The organism is Pseudooceanicola aestuarii, from assembly GCF_010614805.1.
GTDB lineage: Bacteria > Pseudomonadota > Alphaproteobacteria > Rhodobacterales > Rhodobacteraceae > Pseudooceanicola > Pseudooceanicola aestuarii.
This window is the reverse complement of sequence record NZ_JAAFZC010000002.1, coordinates 473584-492130: the sequence shown is the minus strand read 5'-3', so window position 1 is coordinate 492130 and position 18547 is coordinate 473584. Positions and strand designations below refer to the sequence as shown.

Annotated in this window: 17 protein-coding genes; 12 read left to right on the top strand and 5 right to left on the bottom strand. The window is 65.8% G+C overall.

Features of this window, described 5'->3' with window-relative positions:
• The first annotated feature begins 25 nt into the window (after nucleotides 1–25).
• The 8 genes from G5A46_RS15250 to G5A46_RS15215 all read left to right on the top strand — a co-directional run bounded on the left by G5A46_RS15250 (nucleotide 26) and on the right by G5A46_RS15215 (nucleotide 8151).
• Nucleotides 26–922, top strand: a complete 897-nt coding sequence (locus G5A46_RS15250) for a LysR family transcriptional regulator (protein ID WP_163850733.1) — start codon at nucleotides 26–28, stop codon at nucleotides 920–922.
• A 79-nt stretch (nucleotides 923–1001) separates the two neighbouring features.
• A complete protein-coding gene (locus G5A46_RS15245; RefSeq protein WP_163850731.1) occupies nucleotides 1002–1478 on the top strand; it encodes a formate dehydrogenase subunit gamma in 477 nt (158 codons plus the stop codon).
• Nucleotides 1479–1492: 14 nt separating this feature from the next.
• Entirely contained in the window at nucleotides 1493–3010 is a 1518-nt protein-coding gene (locus G5A46_RS15240; protein ID WP_163851190.1) for a formate dehydrogenase beta subunit, read from the top strand.
• A 31-nt stretch (nucleotides 3011–3041) separates the two neighbouring features.
• Nucleotides 3042–5957 carry a formate dehydrogenase subunit alpha gene (gene fdhF / locus G5A46_RS15235; RefSeq protein WP_163850729.1) on the top strand — a complete coding sequence of 972 codons (2916 nt, stop codon included), beginning with the start codon at nucleotides 3042–3044 and terminating at the stop codon, nucleotides 5955–5957.
• Nucleotide 5958: 1 nt separating this feature from the next.
• The gene (gene fdhD / locus G5A46_RS15230; protein ID WP_163850727.1) at nucleotides 5959–6780 is read left to right on the top strand and encodes a formate dehydrogenase accessory sulfurtransferase FdhD; all 822 of its coding nucleotides are present in this window, start codon (nucleotides 5959–5961) and stop codon (nucleotides 6778–6780) included.
• The gene (locus tag G5A46_RS15225; protein ID WP_163850725.1) at nucleotides 6770–6973 is read left to right on the top strand and encodes a formate dehydrogenase subunit delta; all 204 of its coding nucleotides are present in this window, start codon (nucleotides 6770–6772) and stop codon (nucleotides 6971–6973) included. Before fdhD ends, G5A46_RS15225 begins: the two co-directional genes overlap by 11 nt.
• Before the next feature lie 124 nt (nucleotides 6974–7097).
• The gene (locus G5A46_RS15220) at nucleotides 7098–7604 is read left to right on the top strand and encodes a peptidylprolyl isomerase (RefSeq protein WP_163850723.1); all 507 of its coding nucleotides are present in this window, start codon (nucleotides 7098–7100) and stop codon (nucleotides 7602–7604) included.
• A complete protein-coding gene (locus G5A46_RS15215) occupies nucleotides 7597–8151 on the top strand; it encodes a peptidylprolyl isomerase (protein WP_163850721.1) in 555 nt (184 codons plus the stop codon). The genes G5A46_RS15220 and G5A46_RS15215 overlap by 8 nt, the downstream gene beginning before the upstream one ends.
• Before the next feature lie 136 nt (nucleotides 8152–8287).
• On the opposite strand, the gene G5A46_RS15210 is transcribed toward G5A46_RS15215, so the two are convergent.
• Both G5A46_RS15210 and G5A46_RS15205 read right to left on the bottom strand, forming a co-directional pair.
• The gene (locus tag G5A46_RS15210) at nucleotides 8288–9103 is read right to left on the bottom strand and encodes an isocitrate lyase/PEP mutase family protein (RefSeq protein WP_163850719.1); all 816 of its coding nucleotides are present in this window, start codon (nucleotides 9101–9103) and stop codon (nucleotides 8288–8290) included.
• A gap of 138 nt (nucleotides 9104–9241) precedes the next feature.
• Nucleotides 9242–9583, bottom strand: a complete 342-nt coding sequence (locus G5A46_RS15205) for an MmcQ/YjbR family DNA-binding protein (protein WP_163850717.1) — start codon at nucleotides 9581–9583, stop codon at nucleotides 9242–9244.
• A gap of 202 nt (nucleotides 9584–9785) precedes the next feature.
• On the opposite strand from G5A46_RS15205, the gene cysS reads away from it, so the two are divergent.
• The 4 genes from cysS to G5A46_RS15185 all read left to right on the top strand — a co-directional run bounded on the left by cysS (nucleotide 9786) and on the right by G5A46_RS15185 (nucleotide 14925).
• Nucleotides 9786–11150, top strand: coding sequence for a cysteine--tRNA ligase (gene cysS, locus G5A46_RS15200; RefSeq protein ID WP_163850715.1), 1365 nt, complete (start codon nucleotides 9786–9788; stop codon nucleotides 11148–11150).
• Between the two features lie 69 nt (nucleotides 11151–11219).
• Nucleotides 11220–12845: a citramalate synthase gene (gene cimA / locus G5A46_RS15195; RefSeq protein WP_163850713.1), complete on the top strand. Its 1626-nt coding sequence runs from the start codon at nucleotides 11220–11222 to the stop codon at nucleotides 12843–12845.
• A gap of 327 nt (nucleotides 12846–13172) precedes the next feature.
• Nucleotides 13173–14150, top strand: coding sequence for an alpha/beta hydrolase (locus G5A46_RS15190; RefSeq protein WP_163850711.1), 978 nt, complete (start codon nucleotides 13173–13175; stop codon nucleotides 14148–14150).
• Nucleotides 14140–14925: a squalene/phytoene synthase family protein gene (locus tag G5A46_RS15185; RefSeq protein WP_163850709.1), complete on the top strand. Its 786-nt coding sequence runs from the start codon at nucleotides 14140–14142 to the stop codon at nucleotides 14923–14925. Before G5A46_RS15190 ends, G5A46_RS15185 begins: the two co-directional genes overlap by 11 nt.
• Nucleotides 14926–14987: 62 nt before the next feature.
• Here G5A46_RS15185 and G5A46_RS15180 read toward each other — a convergent pair whose 3' ends face one another.
• The 3 genes from G5A46_RS15180 to cobA are packed head-to-tail and all read right to left on the bottom strand — an operon-like array spanning nucleotide 14988 to nucleotide 18427.
• The gene (locus tag G5A46_RS15180; protein ID WP_163850707.1) at nucleotides 14988–16214 is read right to left on the bottom strand and encodes an MFS transporter; all 1227 of its coding nucleotides are present in this window, start codon (nucleotides 16212–16214) and stop codon (nucleotides 14988–14990) included.
• 57 nt (nucleotides 16215–16271) lie between these two features.
• Nucleotides 16272–17582, bottom strand: coding sequence for a cobyrinic acid a,c-diamide synthase CobB (locus G5A46_RS15175; RefSeq protein ID WP_163850705.1), 1311 nt, complete (start codon nucleotides 17580–17582; stop codon nucleotides 16272–16274).
• Nucleotides 17579–18427 carry a uroporphyrinogen-III C-methyltransferase gene (gene cobA / locus G5A46_RS15170; protein ID WP_163850703.1) on the bottom strand — a complete coding sequence of 283 codons (849 nt, stop codon included), beginning with the start codon at nucleotides 18425–18427 and terminating at the stop codon, nucleotides 17579–17581. Before cobA ends, G5A46_RS15175 begins: the two co-directional genes overlap by 4 nt.
• Between the last annotated feature and the right edge of the window lie 120 nt (nucleotides 18428–18547).

Genomic DNA, 18547 nt, shown 5'->3' with positions numbered 1-18547 from the left:
TGACAGAACTTGATCGGAATTCTCCATGATGGACAAGCTGGAGATGTTTCTCGCCGTTGCCAAAGAGGGGCATTTCGGCCGCGCAGCCACCACGCTGGGCATCACGCAGCCAACGCTTTCGGCCGGGATCAAGCAGTTGGAAGAACAGCTTGGCGTGCAACTGATCTTTCGCGGGTCACGGTATGGTGGGCTGACCCCCGAGGGGCAAAGCGCCTTGACCTGGGCGCGGCGGATTGTCGGGGACACACGCCAATTGCGCGAGGAAATGCGCTTCAAGCGGCACGGGTTGGCGGGGCAGTTGCGCATCGCGGTGATCCCCACGGCACTGACCTGGGCGGCGCGGCTGTCGTCCGAATTCAGCACGAAACATCCCAATGTGCGATTCACGATTCTGTCGCGCACCTCCAGCGAGATCCTGTCGCTGATCGAAAATCTCGACGTTGATGCGGGGCTCTCCTACCTCGACAATGAACCGATGGGCCGGTTGAGCAGCGAGGCGCTGTACGAGGAACGCTACATGTTGGTGTGCGGACATGATTCGGACCTGGCCGGGCGGGCGTCAGTCGGATGGTCCGACCTGGACGGCAGACGGCTCTGTCTCCTGACCCCGGATATGCAGAACCGGCGCATCATCAACAAGAATTTTGCGGATTTCGGCGTCACGCCCGAAGCGCGGATCGAAAGCAATTCGACCGTGGTCCTGGTGGCGAATGTGCTGGCGGGGGGCTGGGTGACGGTGCTGCCAGCCGATCTGGCGGAATTTCTGTGTCTTGGTAAGTCTTTGAAAATCATACCATTGGACGGCGATGTTAAAGCGAATCGTGTTGGTTTGATCGCCCCGTGGCGGGAACCGCACACACCAGTTCTGAGCGCGCTGCTGGCCGAAGCGCGACGGTTGTCCTCCGTGGCCGATAGAAATTAACGATCAAGCAACGAATATACGATATTGATTCCCGATGTTGGCGGCTGTGATCTGTGCGCGGATCAGGGAAAGGCCAGCCATGACGCAGACCCCGCCAGCGCCCTCGAGGACTGAAATAGATGCCTTGATCGCCGGGCATCTCCATCTGAAAGGGCCGTTGCTGCCGATTTTGCATGCGATGCAGACGGCATTCGGCCACGTGCCAGAGGCGGCTTTCCAGCCGTTGGCCGATGCGTTGAACGTCACACGGGCAGAGGTGCATGGCGTGGTCAGTTTCTATCACGACTTCCGCCTTGTGCCGGCGGGGCGTCACGTGATCCGGATTTGCCGTGCCGAAGCGTGTCAGAGCATGGGCGGCGCGGATCTGGCGGCGGAGACCCTGGCCAAGCTGGGGGTGGAATGGCACGGCACGACGCCGGATGGCCGCATCACGGTGGAGCCGGTCTATTGTCTGGGCCTGTGCGCCTGTGCGCCCGCGGTAATGGTGGGTGACCGCCCGCAAGGGCGCGTTGATACCGCTCGCATGGATGCCCTTCTGGCGGAGGCGCGGGCATGAGCGGGCAAAGGACGATCCGGATCTACGTGCCCCGCGATTCCGCAGCGCGGGCTCTGGGCGCGGATGCCGTCGCGGCGGAGTTCGCCAGCCAGGCTGCGCGGCGCGGTCTGCCGGTGGAGATCGTCCGGAACGGCAGTCGCGGCATGATCTGGCTGGAACCTTTGGTGGAGCTGGACCGGGGCGCGGGCCGGCACGGGTTCGGTGCGGTGACGCCGGATGATGTGACGGCGATCCTTGATGGCACGGCGGGGGGGCTGGGGCTGGTAGAAGACCTGCCTTTTCTGAAGCGCCAAACGCGGCTGACCTTTGCCCGTTGCGGCGTGATTGATCCGCTGAACCTTGCGGAATACGAAGCGCTTGGCGGGCTGACCGGGTTGCGCCGCGCGTTGGAAATGGCTCCGGCGGCGGTGGTGGAGGAGGTCACTACCTCAGGTCTGCGCGGACGCGGCGGCGCAGGATTTCCGACCGGGGTGAAATGGCAGACTGTTCTGAATGCGCAGGCGGAACAGAAATATATCGTCTGCAACGCCGATGAGGGCGACAGCGGCACCTTTGCCGACCGGATGTTGATGGAGGGCGACCCCTTCTGCCTGATCGAGGGGATGGTCATCGCCGGGCTGGCCGTGGGCGCCACCCATGGGTTCATCTACATCCGCTCTGAATATCCTGACGCCATCGGGACCATGCAGGCCGCGATCGATGTGGCGCGGGCAGGCGGAATGTTGGGCGCGGGGGTGCTGGGCCATGAACGCCGGTTCGACATGGAGGTCCGGGTGGGGGCGGGCGCCTATGTCTGCGGGGAGGAGACATCGCTGCTCAATTCCCTGGAGGGCAAGCGCGGTGTGGTGCGGGCCAAGCCGCCGCTGCCCGCCTTGCAAGGCGCTTTCGGGATGCCGACGGTGGTCAACAACGTGATCTCCCTGGCCTCGGTCCCGGTGATCCTGGCGAAGGGCGCGGCGTATTACGCCAGCTTTGGCCTGGGCCGGTCGCGCGGGACGATCCCGGTTCAGATCGCGGGTAACGTGAAATACGGCGGCCTGTTCGAGGCAGGGTTCGGCATGACCCTGGGCACCCTGGTGGAAGAGATCGGCGGTGGCACGGCCAGCGGACGGCCGGTGAAGGCGGTGCAGGTGGGCGGACCGCTGGGCGCCTATTTCAGCCCGGAGCTGTTCGAGACGCCGTTTGGATACGAGGAATTCGACGGGCAGGGCGGGCTGATCGGCCATGCCGGTCTGGTCGTTTTCGACGACAGCGCGGACATGCGGGGGCTGGCGCGGTTCGCCATGGAATTCTGCGCGGTCGAAAGTTGTGGCAAATGCACCCCTTGCCGGATCGGTGCGGTGCGCGGGGTGGAGACGATCGACCGCATTGCCCAGGGGGACGGTGCGGCGGTGGAGCTGTTGACCGACCTTTGCGAGACGATGCGCGACGGGTCGCTCTGCGCCTTGGGCGGGTTCACGCCCTATCCGGTGCTGTCGGCGCTGCGCCTTTTCCCCGAAGAGTTCGGCCCTGTACGGCAGGCCGCGGAATGAACCGCAACCCCACCATCATGGAGGCACCGCGATGAAGGATTTCGTGATCCCCTGGGACAGCCGCGACATGGGCACCCCTGCCGCCGACGGCGCGCCCGTCACGCTTACCATCGACGGTATGGCGGTGACGGTGCCGGCGGGCACATCCGTCATGCGCGCGGCGGCGGAGGCGGGGATTTCCGTCCCAAAGCTGTGCGCCACGGACAATGTGGACGCCTTCGGCTCCTGCCGGCTCTGTGTGGTGGAAATCGCCGGGCGTCGGGGCACCCCGGCCTCCTGCACCACGCCGGTAGCGGAGGGGATGGAGGTCAGTACCGTCTCGCAAAAGGTGCGCAAGATCCGGCGCGGGGTGATGGAGCTTTATATCTCCGACCACCCGCTGGATTGCCTGACCTGCGCGGCCAACGGGGATTGCGAATTGCAGGACATGGCCGGCGCGGTCGGGCTGCGCGACGTGCGCTATATGCCCGGTGACAACCATTTCGACCCGACCGGCACCGGCGCGCTGTCTATGGCCGACGCCAGATTGCGCGGCGGCGGGGACAATCACCGCTATATCCCCAAGGACGAGAGCAACCCCTATTTTACCTATGATCCTTCGAAATGCATCGTCTGTTCGCGCTGCGTCCGCGCCTGTGAGGAAGTGCAGGGTACCTTTGCCCTGACGATCGAGGGGCGCGGGTTCGACAGTCGCGTCTCCGCCGGGGCGGCGGGGGACGATTTCCTGTCGTCGGATTGCGTCAGCTGCGGCGCCTGCGTGCAGGCCTGCCCGACCGCGACCTTGCAGGAGAAATCCGTGATCGAGAAGGGCACGCCCGATCGTGCCGTCGTGACCACCTGCGCCTATTGCGGGGTCGGCTGCTCCTTCAAGGCGGAAATGCAGGGGGATGAGCTGGTTCGCATGGTTCCTTGGAAGGACGGCAAGGCCAATCGCGGCCATTCCTGCGTCAAGGGGCGCTTCGCCTATGGCTATGCCAATCACGCTGACCGCATCCTGAACCCCATGATCCGCGAGCGGGTCGAAGACCCCTGGCGGGAGGTCAGCTGGCAGGAGGCGCTGACTTTCGCCGCCGACAAGATGCGCGGCATCCAGCAGGTGCATGGGGCAAAATCCATCGGGGTCATCACCTCCAGCCGCTGCACCAACGAAGAGACGTTCCTGGTGCAGAAACTGGCCCGCGCCGTCTTTGGCAACAACAACACCGACACCTGCGCGCGGGTCTGCCATTCGCCCACGGGTTACGGGTTGGGGCAGGCGTTCGGCACCTCTGCCGGAACGCAGGATTTCGATTCCGTGGAGCAGAGCGACGTTGTCATCGTCATCGGCGCCAATCCGACGGACGGGCATCCGGTCTTTGCCTCGCGGCTGAAGAAACGGCTGCGCGCCGGGGCGAAGCTGATCGTGATCGACCCGCGCCGGATCGACCTGGTGAAATCCGCCCATGTCACGGCGGCGCATCACCTGCCGCTGCGGCCGGGCACCAATGTGGCCGTCGTCACGGCGCTGGCCCATGTCATCGTGACCGAGGGGCTGATGGATGAAGATTTCATCAGAACCCGTTGTGACTGGGAGGAATTCCAGGAATATGCGGCCTTTGTCTCGAACGTGCGGCACGCCCCGGAATCCACTGCGCTGTTGACCGGTGTGCCGGCGCAGGAACTGCGCGCGGCGGCCCGGCTGTTTGCCCGTGGCGGCAACGGAGCGATCTATTACGGGCTGGGTGTGACGGAACATTCCCAAGGTTCGACCACCGTCATGGCAATTGCCAACCTGGCGATGCTGACCGGCAATATCGGCAGGCCCGGCGTTGGCGTGAACCCGCTGCGCGGCCAGAACAACGTGCAGGGCAGTTGCGACATGGGGTCGTTCCCGCATGAACTGCCGGGCTATCGCCATGTGAAGAACCAGGAGGTGCGGGAGATCTTCGAACGCGCCTGGGGCGTGGAGATTGATCCCGAACCGGGGCTGCGCATTCCCAACATGCTGGACGCCGCCGTCGACGGCACATTCCGGGGTCTGTATTGCCAGGGCGAGGATATCCTGCAATCCGACCCGGACACCCGCCATGTCGCCGCCGGATTGGCGGCGATGGATTGCGTGATCGTGCATGACCTGTTCCTGAACGAGACGGCGAATTACGCCCATGTCTTCCTGCCCGGATCGACATTTCTGGAGAAGGACGGCACCTTTACCAATGCGGAACGGCGGATCAACCGTGTGCGCCGGGTGATGGCGCCGCGCAACGGCTATGCCGATTGGGAGGTGACGCAGCTCCTGGCCAATGCGATGGGCGCGGCGTGGGATTACGCGCATCCCTCGCAGATCATGGCGGAGATCGCGGCCACGACGCCCAGCTTTGCCAATGTCACCTATGACTTGCTGGAGGAACACGGATCCGTCCAGTGGCCCTGCAACGACGCCGCGCCGGAGGGCACGCCACTGATGCATGTCGACGGCTTCGTGCGAGGCCGGGGGCGGTTCATCATCACGGAATACGTGGCCACCGACGAACGCACCGGCCCGCGCTTTCCGCTGCTTTTGACCACCGGCCGCACGCTAAGCCAATACAACGTGGGCGCCCAGACCCGGCGCACCGAAAATACCGTCTGGCATCAGGAAGATGTGTTGGAAATTCACCCCCATGACGCCGAAAATCGCGGGCTGAAAAGCGGCGATTGGGTCAGGCTGGCCTCCCGCTCCGGTGAGACGACGCTGCGCGCAGAGGTGACCGACCGGGTGTCGCCCGGCGTGGTCTACACCACCTTTCACCACCCCGACACGCAGGCCAATGTGGTGACGACGGATTATTCCGACTGGGCTACAAACTGCCCGGAATACAAGGTCACGGCGGTACAGGTCGGGGCCTCCAACGGGCCTACCGACTGGCAGGAGGATTACGCCGCCCAAGCCGCACGCGCCCGCCAGATCCTGCCCGCGGCCGAGTAGCATGGCGCAATCGCCCGCTCAATCTCGCTCCGGTCAGGCACATCGGGGCGGGCGGGTGCAGGCCCTGCGCCGCGCCCTGCCGGAGGAAACGCCGGTGGCCCTGTGTTTCGACGGCACGACCCTGGCGGTGATGATGGCCAGCCCGTCCGACATCTCGGATTTCGCTCATGGTTTCGCCCTGGGCGAAGGGGTCATCACCAGTCTGGACCAGGTGTCGGGTTTCGAGGCCGTCGCCCATGACACCGGAATCGAAGCGCGGTTCTGGCTGTCCTCCGATCGCGGCGCGGCGCTGGCTGCGCGGCGGCGGGCGATGATGGGACCGGTGGGCTGCGGCCTGTGCGGTATCGATTCGCTGGCGGCGGCGCTGCGCGACCTGCCGCGCGTGACAGCGCCGGCGGGCTATCTGGCAGCGGCGGATGTGGCCGGGGCCAGCGAAGCGTTGCGCGCCTTGCAGCCGCTGCACGACAAGACCCGCGCCGTTCATGCCGCCGGTTTTCTTCTTCCCGGTCAAGGGGTTGTCCTGGCACGTGAAGATGTCGGCCGGCATAACGCGCTGGACAAGTTGATCGGCGCCATGGCCCGCCAGGGGATCGCCCCCGAAGGCGGCGCCGTGGTCATGACCTCCCGCATCTCGGTGGAGCTGGTGCAGAAATGTGCCCTCGCCGGCATTGCCTGCCTGATCGCCGTCTCCGCCCCCACCGCCCTTGCGCTGCGCATGGCCGAGACGGCGGGGATCACCATCGCGGCCTTTGCCCGTGACGACAGCTTTGAACTCTTTTCCCACCCTGACCGCATCTCCGACGAGGCTCCGCATGTCGCCTGACAAGATGGTCCGCATGGCCAACCAGATCGCCACCTTTTTCCTGACCCAGCCGGGGCAGGACCAGCCGGAGCGTATCGCAGATCACCTGCGCGATTTCTGGGAGCCGCGGATGCGGGCCCAGTTGCAGGCCCATGTCGCGACCGGGGGCGCCGGGCTGGATCCCGCCGTGCGCGCCGCTGTCCGTCTGCTGTAACCGGCCGCCCGCCCGGATCGGCAAACGCCCGCATCTGACGCGGCTGTGAGGGGCAGCCGCGACCTCCATGCTTGGCAATTGCCGCGCCGCGCCCTATTGCTGGGCCAAACCCAAGGAGAGACATATGGCCGAGATCAAGGACCCCGAAAACACCATCCTGATGCAGCTGGAAGGCGGCACCGTCACGATCGAGCTTCTGCCCGACGTCGCGCCCGAACATTCCGCCCGGATGAAGGAACTGGCCCGCGCCGGCGCCTATGACAACGTGGCCTTTCACCGCGTGATCGACGGTTTCATGGCGCAGACCGGCGACGTGAAGCACGGCAATATGGAAGCCGATTTCGACCTGCGCATGGCGGGCACCGGCGGCTCCGACCTGCCGAACCTGCCGGCCGAATTCTCCAAGCTGCCGCATGATCGGGGCACCCTGGGGGCGGCCCGGTCGCAGAACCCGAATTCGGCCAACAGCCAGTTCTTCATCAATTTCGGCGACAACCATTTCCTGAACGGCCAATATACCGTCTACGGTCGGGTGATCGAGGGCATGGAACATGTCGACGCCATCACCCGTGGCGAGCCGCCCGCAAGCCCCGATCGCATGATCAGCGTCAAGGTGGCCGCCGATGCGTAACCTGGCACTGGCCACGGTCCTGGCGGGGGCGCTGGCCGCCCCGGCCCTGGCCACCGGCCTGGATATCGAGATCGCGGGCGAGGCCAATGGCACGATCCACGTCGACCTGTTCGAAGACGTGGCCCCCGGCCATGTAGAGCGGATCACCACGCTGGCCGAACGTGGCGATTACGACGGCGTCTGGTTTCATCGCGTGATCGACGGCTTCATGGCCCAGACAGGCGATGTGCAATTCGCCCGCGAAGGCGGCGACATGCGGCGCGCCGGGATGGGGGGATCGGATCTGCCCGACCTCAAGGCCGAGTTCTCCGACCGGGATTTCGGGCGCGGCGTTCTGGGCATGGCCCGCTCGCAAAGCCCCGACAGCGCGAATTCACAGTTCTTCATCATGTTCGCCCCGGCCTCGCATCTGAACGGCGCCTACACCGTCATTGGTGAAGTGACCGAAGGCATGGACATCGTCGATGCGATCAAGCGCGGCGAGGGCGCTAACGGTGCCGTTATCGGCGCGCCGGACCGCATGGTCTCCGTTACCGTGACGGAGTGATCGCCGTTTGAGGGTTCGCGGCGCACCGGCCTTTCGGTGCGTCGCCGATTGTCCTGCGCCATGGCAGCACCGACCTATAGCAGCGACACGCTGATCAGGCCGAAGATCCGTCGCAGGCTGTCATGACGCCTGACGTTCATGCGCCGCGGTCCAGCAGATTGTCGATCTCCGCCCCGGAGATGGAATGTTTCAACAAGGAAAACGCCCCGTCTTCCAGGATCTCCGCCGCCGCATCCAGCAGCGCGCGCTGCGTTACCCGTGCCAGCGCCGACCCCAGAGAGATCCGCGCCGCACCGATCCGGGCGAAATCTTCCCGCGTGTAGCTGGCATAGGAACCGGCCGCCAGGACGTTGACCGGCAACCGCGTGGCGGCACAGATCGCGGTCAGATCCTCGAACGCGGGTGGCAAAGGTGCATAGAGGCAATCAGCGCCGGCGGCCTCGTAGCCGGCAAGACGGGCCTGTGCCTCCGCCAGGTCATAGGCGCCAGTCATCATGCCGTCGGCCCGCGCCACCAGGACAAAATCGCGGGGCAGGGCGCGGGCGGCGCTGGCGGCGGCGCGGATCCGTTCGATCGCCAGATCACGATCATAGGCGCCGGTCCCGGGCAGGTCCGTATCCTCCAGGCTGATCCCCGCCAACCCGGCCTCGGCCGCCAGGCGCACGGTCTCGGCGCAGGTGTCCGGGGACGGGCCATAACCGTTCTCGAAATCTCCTGAGACGGGCAGCGGCGTGGCCGCGACCAATGCTTGCGCATTGGCCAGGGCCTCGTCTCGGGTCAGGGTGCCATCGGCCTTGCCCAGGGTAAAGGCCGCGGCCGCCGAGGACGTCCCGATCGCCTGCGCGCCCATTGCCGCCAACATCCGGGCCGACCCGGCGTCCCAGGCATTGGCCAGGATAAATGGCGTGCCGGGGCGGTGCAGCGTACGAAATGCGGGGCCGGGATCATGCATGAGGGTCTCCTCTCGGTTGCCCGGAGGGTCCGGTGTTTACGCCAGTGAGGCAAGGGGTTTCTGTTCACCTTCTGCCCGGTCGCCGCATGGCGCCGGCGCTTTCGCCGCAGGCCGGGGCCGGGGCACATGGCAGGCCGCCTAGCGCTTGGGCAATGTGGCCTGAACCTTCTTCGTCAGCGCGGCACGAATGATGTCGTAAGAGATTTCCAGCCGCGCCCGGATCAGTTCCTGCGGCGCGGACCAGGGCAATTGCACCCAGCTGCGATGCAAATAGGGCGCGCGCCGCGCCTCGCCGCTCTCGATCATCATGGCGGCGAACTCGGGATCCGAGGTCTTGACCGAAACGCCATCGTCGCGCCCGCCCACGATGGCAAACATCTTGCCACCCACTTTCCAGACATCGTGATCGGGTCCAAACGAGTGGGTCAGTTCGACCCCCGGCAGGGGCGCACAGATCTGGCGGACAATATCGCGGCTCATCGCGTGATCCTGCGCGGGCTGCGGGTGGAAAACAAGTCTTGGCAGCCCGGCCGCGCAACGCTATGCAAGGGCCATGGCGACGACGCGCAACATTATCTGCTGCATCATTCCCTGCTGAGACAACTCCGCGGGCCGCTTCTTCGTTACCTTTCCAGACGATCTTGCCAAGCCGCCCGCGGGCCGACCCGCGAAGGATAGCATCATGGCCCGCATCAGGCTGACCAACACGAAGACCCGGACGAAGGAAGATTTCGCCGCTATCGACCCCCGGAACGTGCGCATGTATGTCTGCGGGCCCACGGTGTACGACCGCGCGCATCTGGGCAACGCCCGTCCGGTGGTGGTGTTCGACACGCTCTACCGCCTGCTGCGCCATGTCTACGGTGCGGGACATGTGACATATGTCCGCAATTTCACCGACGTCGATGACAAGATCAACGCCCGCGCCGCCCGCGACGGGCGCGACATCAGCGCCATCACGGACGAGACAATCGCCTGGTACCACGAGGATATGGCAGCCCTCGGCGCCCTGCGGCCCGATCACGAACCCCGCGCCACCGCTCATATCCCGCAGATGATCGCCCTGTGCGAAACGTTGATCGCGCGCGGTCATGCCTATGCGGCGGAGGGGCACGTATTGTTCCGGGTCCGATCCTACCCCGGCTACGGCGCCCTGTCGGGCCGGTCGGTGGATGACATGATCGCCGGCGCCCGGGTGGAGGTCGCACCTTACAAGGAAGATCCTATGGATTTCGTCCTGTGGAAACCTTCCACCCAGGCGCAACCGGGATGGCCCAGCCCCTGGGGCCGGGGGCGCCCGGGGTGGCATATCGAATGCTCCGCCATGGCGCGGGAATTGCTGGGCGACACATTCGATATTCACGGCGGGGGGATCGATTTGCAGTTCCCCCACCATGAGAACGAGATTGCGCAAAGCTGCTGCGCCCATCCCGAAGGCGATTTCGCCCGCTTCTGGATGCATAACGAGATGTTGCAGGTGGAAGGGAAGAAGATGTCCAAATCCCTGGGCAATTTCTTCACTGTCCGGGATCTTCTGGACCAGGGCGTCCCGGGGGAGGTGATCCGCATGGTGTTCATGGGTACCCATTACACCCGACCCATGGACTGGACGGAGAAGAAGCGCGCAGAAGCCGAGGCCACCCTGCGCAGCTGGCGCGACCTGGTCGCGGGGCACACCCCCGGCGCCCCCGATGCCGAGGTCGTCGCGGCGCTGAGCGACGATCTGAATACTGCCGGGGCCATCGCGCGCCTGCATCAGCTGGCCCGGACCGATCCGCCCGCGCTTCTCGCCTCTGCCCGGATGATGGGGCTGCTGGCCGAAGGGCTGGGCGACTGGGCGCAGGCCCCGGATGTTGATCTGTCGGCGCTGGAGGGGCGGTTGCTTGCCGCGCGCCGAACTGCCATGGAAACCAAGGACTTCACCGAGGTTGACCGGTTGAAAAGCGCCTTGACCGACGCAGGTGTCGAGGTGCGGATGTCCAGGAATGGTGTGGAATTGGTCGCCGGCCCCGGGTTTGATCCCGCCGTGCTTGACGAGCTGAGCTGAGAGGGCGGGCACCGGGGCGCCGCTCCGGGAGCTGGCATATTCGAGGATAGATGAGGGGGAGGCGCGGCAATGACGGACCGGCTGTTTCTTTACGACACGACGCTGCGCGACGGGCAGCAGACGCAAGGTGTACAATTTTCCACCGCCGAAAAAATCCGTATTGCCGGAATGCTGGACGCCCTTGGTCTCGACTATATCGAGGGCGGCTGGCCGGGTGCCAACCCCACCGATAGCGCCTTTTTCGACGCCGCGCCGCAGACACGCGCCACCATGGCGGCCTTTGGCATGACCAAGCGCACGGGCATCAGCGCGGAAAATGATGATGTCCTGGCCGCAGTTTTGAACGCGAACACCCCCGCGGTCTGCCTGGTCGGCAAGACCCATGATTTTCATGTAGAGCGGGCTTTGGGCATTACGTTGGCGGAAAACCGGGAGAATATCCACCGCTCGGTCGCGCATCTCGTGGCTCAAGGACGCGAAGCGCTGTTCGATGCGGAACATTTCTTTGACGGTTGGAAAGCGAACCGGGACTATGCCCTGAGCTGTCTGCATGCCGCGCTGGAGGGAGATGCCCGCTGGATCGTGCTTTGCGATACCAATGGCGGTACCTTGCCGGTTCAGATCGGTGAGATCGTGGCGGATGTGATCGCTGCCGGCGTCCCGGGCGACCGGCTGGGCATCCATACCCATAACGATACCGCCAATGCGGTTGCGGGCAGCCTGGCCGCCGTGGATGCGGGCGCGCGACAGATCCAGGGCACGCTGAACGGGCTGGGGGAGCGTTGCGGCAATGCCAACCTGGTAACCCTGATCCCGACGCTGCTGCTGAAGGAGCCTTATGCCAGCCTCTATCAGACCGGCGTCGATCGCGCTGCGTTGACCGGGTTGACCGCATTGTCGCGGCGGCTGGATGAGATCCTGAACCGTGTGCCGGTGAAGCAGGCGCCGTTTGTCGGTGCTTCGGCGTTTGCGCACAAGGCCGGGCTGCATGCTTCTGCAATTCTCAAGGACCCGTCGACCTATGAACATGTCGACCCGGCGGTAGTGGGCAACGCACGGGTGATCCCGATGTCCAACCAGGCCGGTCAATCCAATCTGCGCCGCCGCCTGTCGGATGCGGGACTGGAGGTTGCCAAGGGCGACCCGGCCCTTGCGGACATTCTGCGCCAGGTCAAGGAGCGCGAGGATCGCGGCTACACCTATGACAGTGCCCAGGCAAGCTTCGAGGTTCTGGCGCGGCAGGTGCTGGGCCGAATGCCGGATTTCTTCGAGGTCAAGCGCTATCGCGTAGCGGTTGAGAGGCGGAAGAACAAGTATGATGAGATGGTCTCCCTTTCCGAGGCGGTGGTGGTTCTGAAGGTGGACGGGGAAAAGCGGTTGTCTGTCTCCGAAAGCCTGGATGAAACCGGCTCTGATCGCGGGCCTGTCAATGCGTTGGCGACGGCCTTGGCGAAGGATCTGGGGCAATACCAGGACGCGATTGCCGATATGAGGCTCGTCGATTTCAAGGTCCGCATCACCCAGGGCGGCACGGAGGCGGTAACCCGCGTGATCATCGACAGCGAAGACGCCAGCGGCCGCCGCTGGTCCACCGTTGGCGTGTCACCCAACATTGTCGACGCCAGTTTCGAGGCGTTGTTGGACGCTGTGCGATGGAAATTGTTGCGGGAGGTGGAGCGGGCGCCGCTCCCCTGATGCCCGCGCGGCGCAGGGATGTGGCTGGCCGGTGCAACCAATGCCAGCTGACCGCTATGAATATTGCGATGGTGTTCCACATGGAGCGCATTGGTTCAGGTCCGTGGGTTCCGTTGTGCGACCAGGGTAGGCCTGAAAAGATTACCAATCTGTCAACGCGTGTCAGGTTTCCGGTTTTCGATTTTCCCTGAGCCATTAGTCTTTTGTTCAGATCCAGGTGGCATGAATGGCAGCACGGGTTGGTGACGTTGGCCGGCCGACCCCCTTGCCACACCCGGTTCCATCGGCGAGTAACCGGGGCAGTGTGGCGGACGGCTGGGGGATGACATGCTGACGAGACTTATCACCATCGCGGGGATCGCGCTGACCGTGACGGCGGTTCTGCCATTTGCGCTGATCCTGTCGCAACCGGTCCGGGCAAGCCTGCCGGAAACCGGGGGGCTGGACTTCTCCAGGCAGATCGCACGCGGGGCGGCGCCGCTTGGGGTGGAAAGGATTACGATGCGGGACGGGCTCGCTCTGCCCGTACGGCGGGTTGCCGGGCCGAACGGGGCGCCCTTGCTCGTTCTCGTGCACGGATCGGGCTGGCACGGTGGGCAATTCGATGGGCTGGCGCGACGGATGGCGGAGCATGCGAATGTCGTGGTTCCCGATCTGCGCGGGCACGGCGCTTCCGAAGGACGGTCGGGCGACGTGGACCATATCGGCCAGCTGGAGGAGGACCTGGCAGACCTGATCGCGGCAGAGGCGGCGCCCGGGCAAAAGGTCGTGCTTGCCGGGCATTCCTCCGGGGGCGGGTTGGTGGTGCGGTTCGCCGGTGGGGGTAACGCAGCGCTGATCGATGGGGCCATCCTGCTGGCCCCATTCCTCAAATACAATGCCCCCACCGCGCGGGACAACTCCGGGGGCTGGGCGCACCCTTTGACCCGCCGGATCGTCGGGCTGTCCATGCTGAACAAGGTCGGCATTCACGCCTTGGACCATCTGACGGTGATGCAATTCGCAATGCCGCAAGAGGTGCTGAAGGGGCCGCAGGGCCACTTGGCACGAACCGAATATTCCTGGCGGATGAACACATCCTATGCGCCGAGAGGGGATTACCTGTCAGATGTCGCCGCTCTGCCGCCGTTTCTCCTTGTCGCCGGGGCGCGGGACGAGGCGTTTCGCGCCGATCAATATGAGCCCGTGATGTCGGCGGCCACGCCGAACGGGCGGTATGTGCTGCTTCCGGGCGTATCGCATCTGGACGTGGTGGATGCACCCGAAACGACTCGAAAGATGGCGGAGTTTTTGGATGAACTCTGACTTCGATGACGATCTGACGGCCTGCGCCCGGCTGGTGGAACGCGGTGACCCGGATCGGTTCCGGGCGGTGATGGCGGCTCCGGTCGCGGCGCGGCGGGGATTGTTTCCGCTTTATGCGTTCAACCTGGAAGTCGCGCGCGCGCCTTGGGTCACGCAGGAGCCGATGATCGCGCAGATGCGATTGCAATGGTGGCGCGATGCCCTGGCGGAGATCGCTGCCGGTGGTCCTGTACGACGGCATGAGGTGGTCACGCCCCTAGCCCTGGTTCTGGACGGGGAGGCCGCGCATCTTCTGGACGCGCTGATCGTGGCCCGGCATCGCGATCTGGAAAAGACGATGTTCGAAGATGAGACGGCGCTTTGGTCCTATCTTGAGAACACCAGCGGCCGTCTACTGGACGTGGCCGCGCGGATCCTGGGCAGGCCGCTGCCGGCGGGTCTGGCGGCGGATGCCGGGGCGGCGTTTGGTTTGGCGCGTTGGTTTCTCGCCATTCCCGAGCTGGAGGAGGCCGGGCGCGCACCGCTTCCCGATGGACGATCGGCGGCCGTTGCCGATCTGGCAGGCCGGGGCCTGGAACGTCTCGCCAATGCGCGTCGGGTGGCGCCGGCCCTTGCAGCGGCACAACGACCGGCGCTTTATCCGCTGGCGGGGACGGGAGCGATCCTGTCGCGGGTGGCCCGGAGGCCAGGTCGTGTGGCAGCGGGGGAGGCCCGGCCGGGCCAGCTGCGCGATCGCGTGGCGTTGATGCGCATGGCGCTGACCGGCAGGTTCTGAGGGGCGCCGCACCTCGGGCAGGGCCGGGGGGCAGGCCGGGAGGACCAGGGCAGCCTGCGATCCTAGGCTGGGCGCGGGCGCATCACCAGCCAGATCAGCGCGCCACCGGCCAGCACCAGGAACGGCGCCATCGCCAGGTTCACGGCGGTCCAGCCCTCTTGCGCGGTTCCGCCCGCGCAATTCATCAACCCGCCGGAGGAGAGGGAGGCCAAGGTCACGCCGCCAAAGACGATCATGTCGTTCAAGCCCTGCATTCGCCCACGTTCATGCGCGGCATGGGCACCGGCCAGCATCGTCGTCGCCCCGATGAAACCGAAGTTCCAGCCCAGCCCCAACAGGATCAACGCGCCAAAGAAGTTCTCCAGCTGCACACCCTGCAATGCCACGGCCCCGGCACCGGCCAGGATCAGCAGGCCGGCGGCGACGACCTTCTCGACCCCGAACCGCGCGATCAGGTGGCCGGTGAAGAAGCTGGGGGCATACATTGCCAGGACGTGAAAGGTGACGACATCGGCCGCATCGCCCTTGTCGAAGCCGCAGCCGACCACGGCCAACGGCGTCGAGGTCATCACCAGGTTCATCAAGGCATAGGACACCATGGCGCAGATCACGGCGACCGCGATGCGCGGGGTTTTCAGCATCTCCCACCGAGTCCGGCCACGCGGCGCGTCTTGGGCGGGGACTGGCGGACGGGGAATGTCCAACAGAAGAAACAGAAGCGATCCCAGAACGTTGACCCCGATCACGGCCAGGTAGGTGCCGAGGAACGGCACTACCATCGCATCCGCCGTCACCTTCACGATCTGCGGCCCGATCACGGCAGAGGCAAGGCCCCCGGCCATGACATATGCGATCGCCTTGGGTCGGAACCCTTCCGACGCGGTGTCGGCGGCGGCGAAACGGTAAAAGCCCTGTGCCGACATGTAGATGCCGGTCAGGAAAGACCCCGCCAGGAACACCGGGAACGACGCCAGGTACAACCCATAGGCCCCGATCAGACCGCCGACCGCACCGCCGGCAGCCCCCAGGAAAAACCCCGCCCGGCGGCCAAAGCGTTGCATGACCGCCGACATCGGCGTGGCCGCGCACATGCTGCCCAGCACGATCATGGAAATCGGCAGAGTCGCCAGACAGGCATTGGCGGCCAGCGATTGCCCGGCCAGCCCGCCGATGGTGAAAATCATCGGCATCTGGGCGCCCAGGATCGCCTGGGCCAGGACCAGAATCCAGACATTGCGCCGGGCGCGGCGGTCATCGGGGGCGGGGGCGGAAATGGAGGACTCTGTCATGCAATTTCCGTACCCCCTCCGGCTGAGGGGGGCAAGATGGCAGATGCGGCGCGGTGTTCAGGCCCGGTCGATCAGGTGGGCAAAGCTGCCCATCACGGGGCCGTCGCGCAGGCCCATGTCGGGCAGGGCGGTGCCTTCGGCGTCGCGCGCGGTGAACAGCGGAGTGCCGCGCGCGGCCAACGTCGTGGCGTAATGGAATTCATGTGCACGCCATGCTCCGGTCAAGGGGCCGTGCGTCGCCTCCACCCGGCGGTAACCCAGGTGCCGGCGCCGGGTGGCAAAGGATGTTTCCACTCCCAATAGCCCGGCCATGGCGTGGCGCTGGCCTTCTGCATCGACCAAACCCTGGCCCAGCACCATGTATCCGCCGCATTCACCATAGACCGGGGCGCGGGTGGCGTGTTGGCGCAGGCTGTTCAGAAAACGTGCGGCCCCGGCCAGGCGTCCGGCGTGGAGTTCGGGGTAACCGCCAGGAAGATAACAGAAATCCGCATCCGGTACCGGCGCGTCTTCCAGAGGAGAGAAGAGCAGGATCTCGGCTCCGGCAGCACGCCAATCGGCCAGCAGATGCGGATAGGCAAAGGCGAAGGCCCGGTCCTGCGCAACCGCGATCCGTTGGCCGGGAGGGGCGAGACGCGGCGCCAGCGCCGGTGCGGCAGGGCGCCGCAACGGCCGGGCATGGGAAAGGATCCCCCGCGCGGTAAGGGTCGGGCCGCCGGGCACGCCCGTGGCCAGCGCATCGGCGGCGCGGGTCAGCAGCGCGTCCAGATCCGCGGTTTCCTCGGCCTGGACCAGGCCCAGGTGGCGCGAGGGCAAGGCGATCGTGGCGTCGCGGGGCAGGGCCGCAAGCACCGGGATCGCCACCTGGTCCAGCGCGGCCTGCAACATCGCCATGTGCCGGAGAGAGCCGACGTTGTTCAGGATCACCCCGGCCATCCGCAAGGTCGGGTCCAGGCCGGCGAAGCCCACCGCAAGTGCCGCCACCGATTGGGCCATCCGGCCGGCGTCGATCACCAGAATTACGGGTGCATCCAGGTGCCGGGCCAATTCCGCCGCCGACCCGGCGCCGTCGGGGAAAGCGCCGTCGAACAGGCCCATCGCGCCCTCGATCACCAACAGCTCGGCCGGGGCGCCGGCGGGGTCATTCGCGGCCAGTTGGCGCAGCCGGTCGGGCCGCATCGCCCAGGCATCCAGATTGACCGAAGGCAGCCCGCATGCAGCCTGGTGAAAGCGGGGGTCGATGTAGTCCGGCCCGCTTTTGGCGCCGCGCACCGCAACGCCCTGTCGCGCCAACAGCCGCAACAGGGCCAGCGTCACCGTCGTCTTGCCCGCGCCGGAGGAGGGCGCGGCGATCATCAGCGCCTTCACGAAACCTCCGCCGGGCGCCCCCGGCCCAAGGGGTCGAGATCGCGCGGAGGTTGCCCGGCCAGCAGGCCCTGCCAGTCCAGAACCTGCCGCATCAGCACCGACCGGCCGATGCACAGGATCGCGGGCGGAGCCAGTTCGGCGGCGGCGATGTCGGCGGACATGCGGCCCAGCGTGGTTTCCAGTACGCGTTGGCGCGGGGTTGTCGCTTCGGTTACCACGGCGGCGGGTTCCTCGGCGGGGCGGCCGGCGTCCAGCAGGGCGGTTGCGATCTGGTCGACATGTTTCATGCCCATGTAGATCACCAGCACTTGCGCACCCTCGGCAATCGCCTTCCAGTTGAGAGATCCGGGCGTGTCGCCGGATTGGTCATGGCCAGTGACAAAAGTGACGGATTGGTTCACGTCGCGGTGGGTGACGGGGATGCCGGCATAGGCCAGCCCGCCGATTCCGGCGCTGATCCCGGGGATGATCCGCACGCCGACGCCGTGCTGGATCAGGGTCTGCGCCTCTTCACCGCCACGGCCAAAGACGAAGGGATCGCCACCCTTCAGCCGCAGCACGCGCTTGCCGTCCCGCGCCAGGTCGACCAGCTTCAGGGAGATGTCGCGCTGCCGGGCGGAGGGTTTGCCGCCGCGTTTGCCTGCGTAAAGATGCTCGGCCCGGGGCGCCCAGTCGAGGATCGAGGGCTCCACCAACGCGTCGTAGACCACGACATCGGCCTGCCGCAGCGCGTTCAGCGCATGCAACGTCAGCAGGCCCGGATCGCCGGGCCCCGCACCGCAAAGCCAGACCCAGCCGGGCAGCAGTTCCGGCCAATCGTGAGGGGGAAGAGAAGAGTCGCGCATCCCTGCAATATGCGCCTTTGCCCGGCGGCGGGAAAGAGGGGCGCGCGGGAAAGGGAGCGCACCGAAGCGGAGCGTTGAATTTCGGGAAAATGTCCCATTCCGTACCTTCATCCATGGGCC

Bases quoted from the DNA above. Each gene is read 5' to 3' on its own strand.
- cobA (WP_163850703.1), bottom strand. From the start codon at position 18,427: ATGCGCGACTCTTCTCTTCCCCCTCACGATTGGCCGGAACTGCTGCCC.
- fdhF (WP_163850729.1), top strand. From the start codon at position 3,042: ATGAAGGATTTCGTGATCCCCTGGGACAGCCGCGACATGGGCACCCCT.
- G5A46_RS15215 (WP_163850721.1), top strand. From the start codon at position 7,597: ATGCGTAACCTGGCACTGGCCACGGTCCTGGCGGGGGCGCTGGCCGCC.
- G5A46_RS15210 (WP_163850719.1), bottom strand. From the start codon at position 9,103: ATGCATGATCCCGGCCCCGCATTTCGTACGCTGCACCGCCCCGGCACG.
- fdhD (WP_163850727.1), top strand. From the start codon at position 5,959: ATGGCGCAATCGCCCGCTCAATCTCGCTCCGGTCAGGCACATCGGGGC.
- cysS (WP_163850715.1), top strand. From the start codon at position 9,786: ATGGCCCGCATCAGGCTGACCAACACGAAGACCCGGACGAAGGAAGAT.
- G5A46_RS15245 (WP_163850731.1), top strand. From the start codon at position 1,002: ATGACGCAGACCCCGCCAGCGCCCTCGAGGACTGAAATAGATGCCTTG.
- G5A46_RS15190 (WP_163850711.1), top strand. From the start codon at position 13,173: ATGCTGACGAGACTTATCACCATCGCGGGGATCGCGCTGACCGTGACG.
- G5A46_RS15220 (WP_163850723.1), top strand. From the start codon at position 7,098: ATGGCCGAGATCAAGGACCCCGAAAACACCATCCTGATGCAGCTGGAA.
- G5A46_RS15225 (WP_163850725.1), top strand. From the start codon at position 6,770: ATGTCGCCTGACAAGATGGTCCGCATGGCCAACCAGATCGCCACCTTT.
- cimA (WP_163850713.1), top strand. From the start codon at position 11,220: ATGACGGACCGGCTGTTTCTTTACGACACGACGCTGCGCGACGGGCAG.
- G5A46_RS15180 (WP_163850707.1), bottom strand. From the start codon at position 16,214: ATGACAGAGTCCTCCATTTCCGCCCCCGCCCCCGATGACCGCCGCGCC.
- G5A46_RS15185 (WP_163850709.1), top strand. From the start codon at position 14,140: ATGAACTCTGACTTCGATGACGATCTGACGGCCTGCGCCCGGCTGGTG.
- G5A46_RS15205 (WP_163850717.1), bottom strand. From the start codon at position 9,583: ATGAGCCGCGATATTGTCCGCCAGATCTGTGCGCCCCTGCCGGGGGTC.
- G5A46_RS15250 (WP_163850733.1), top strand. From the start codon at position 26: ATGATGGACAAGCTGGAGATGTTTCTCGCCGTTGCCAAAGAGGGGCAT.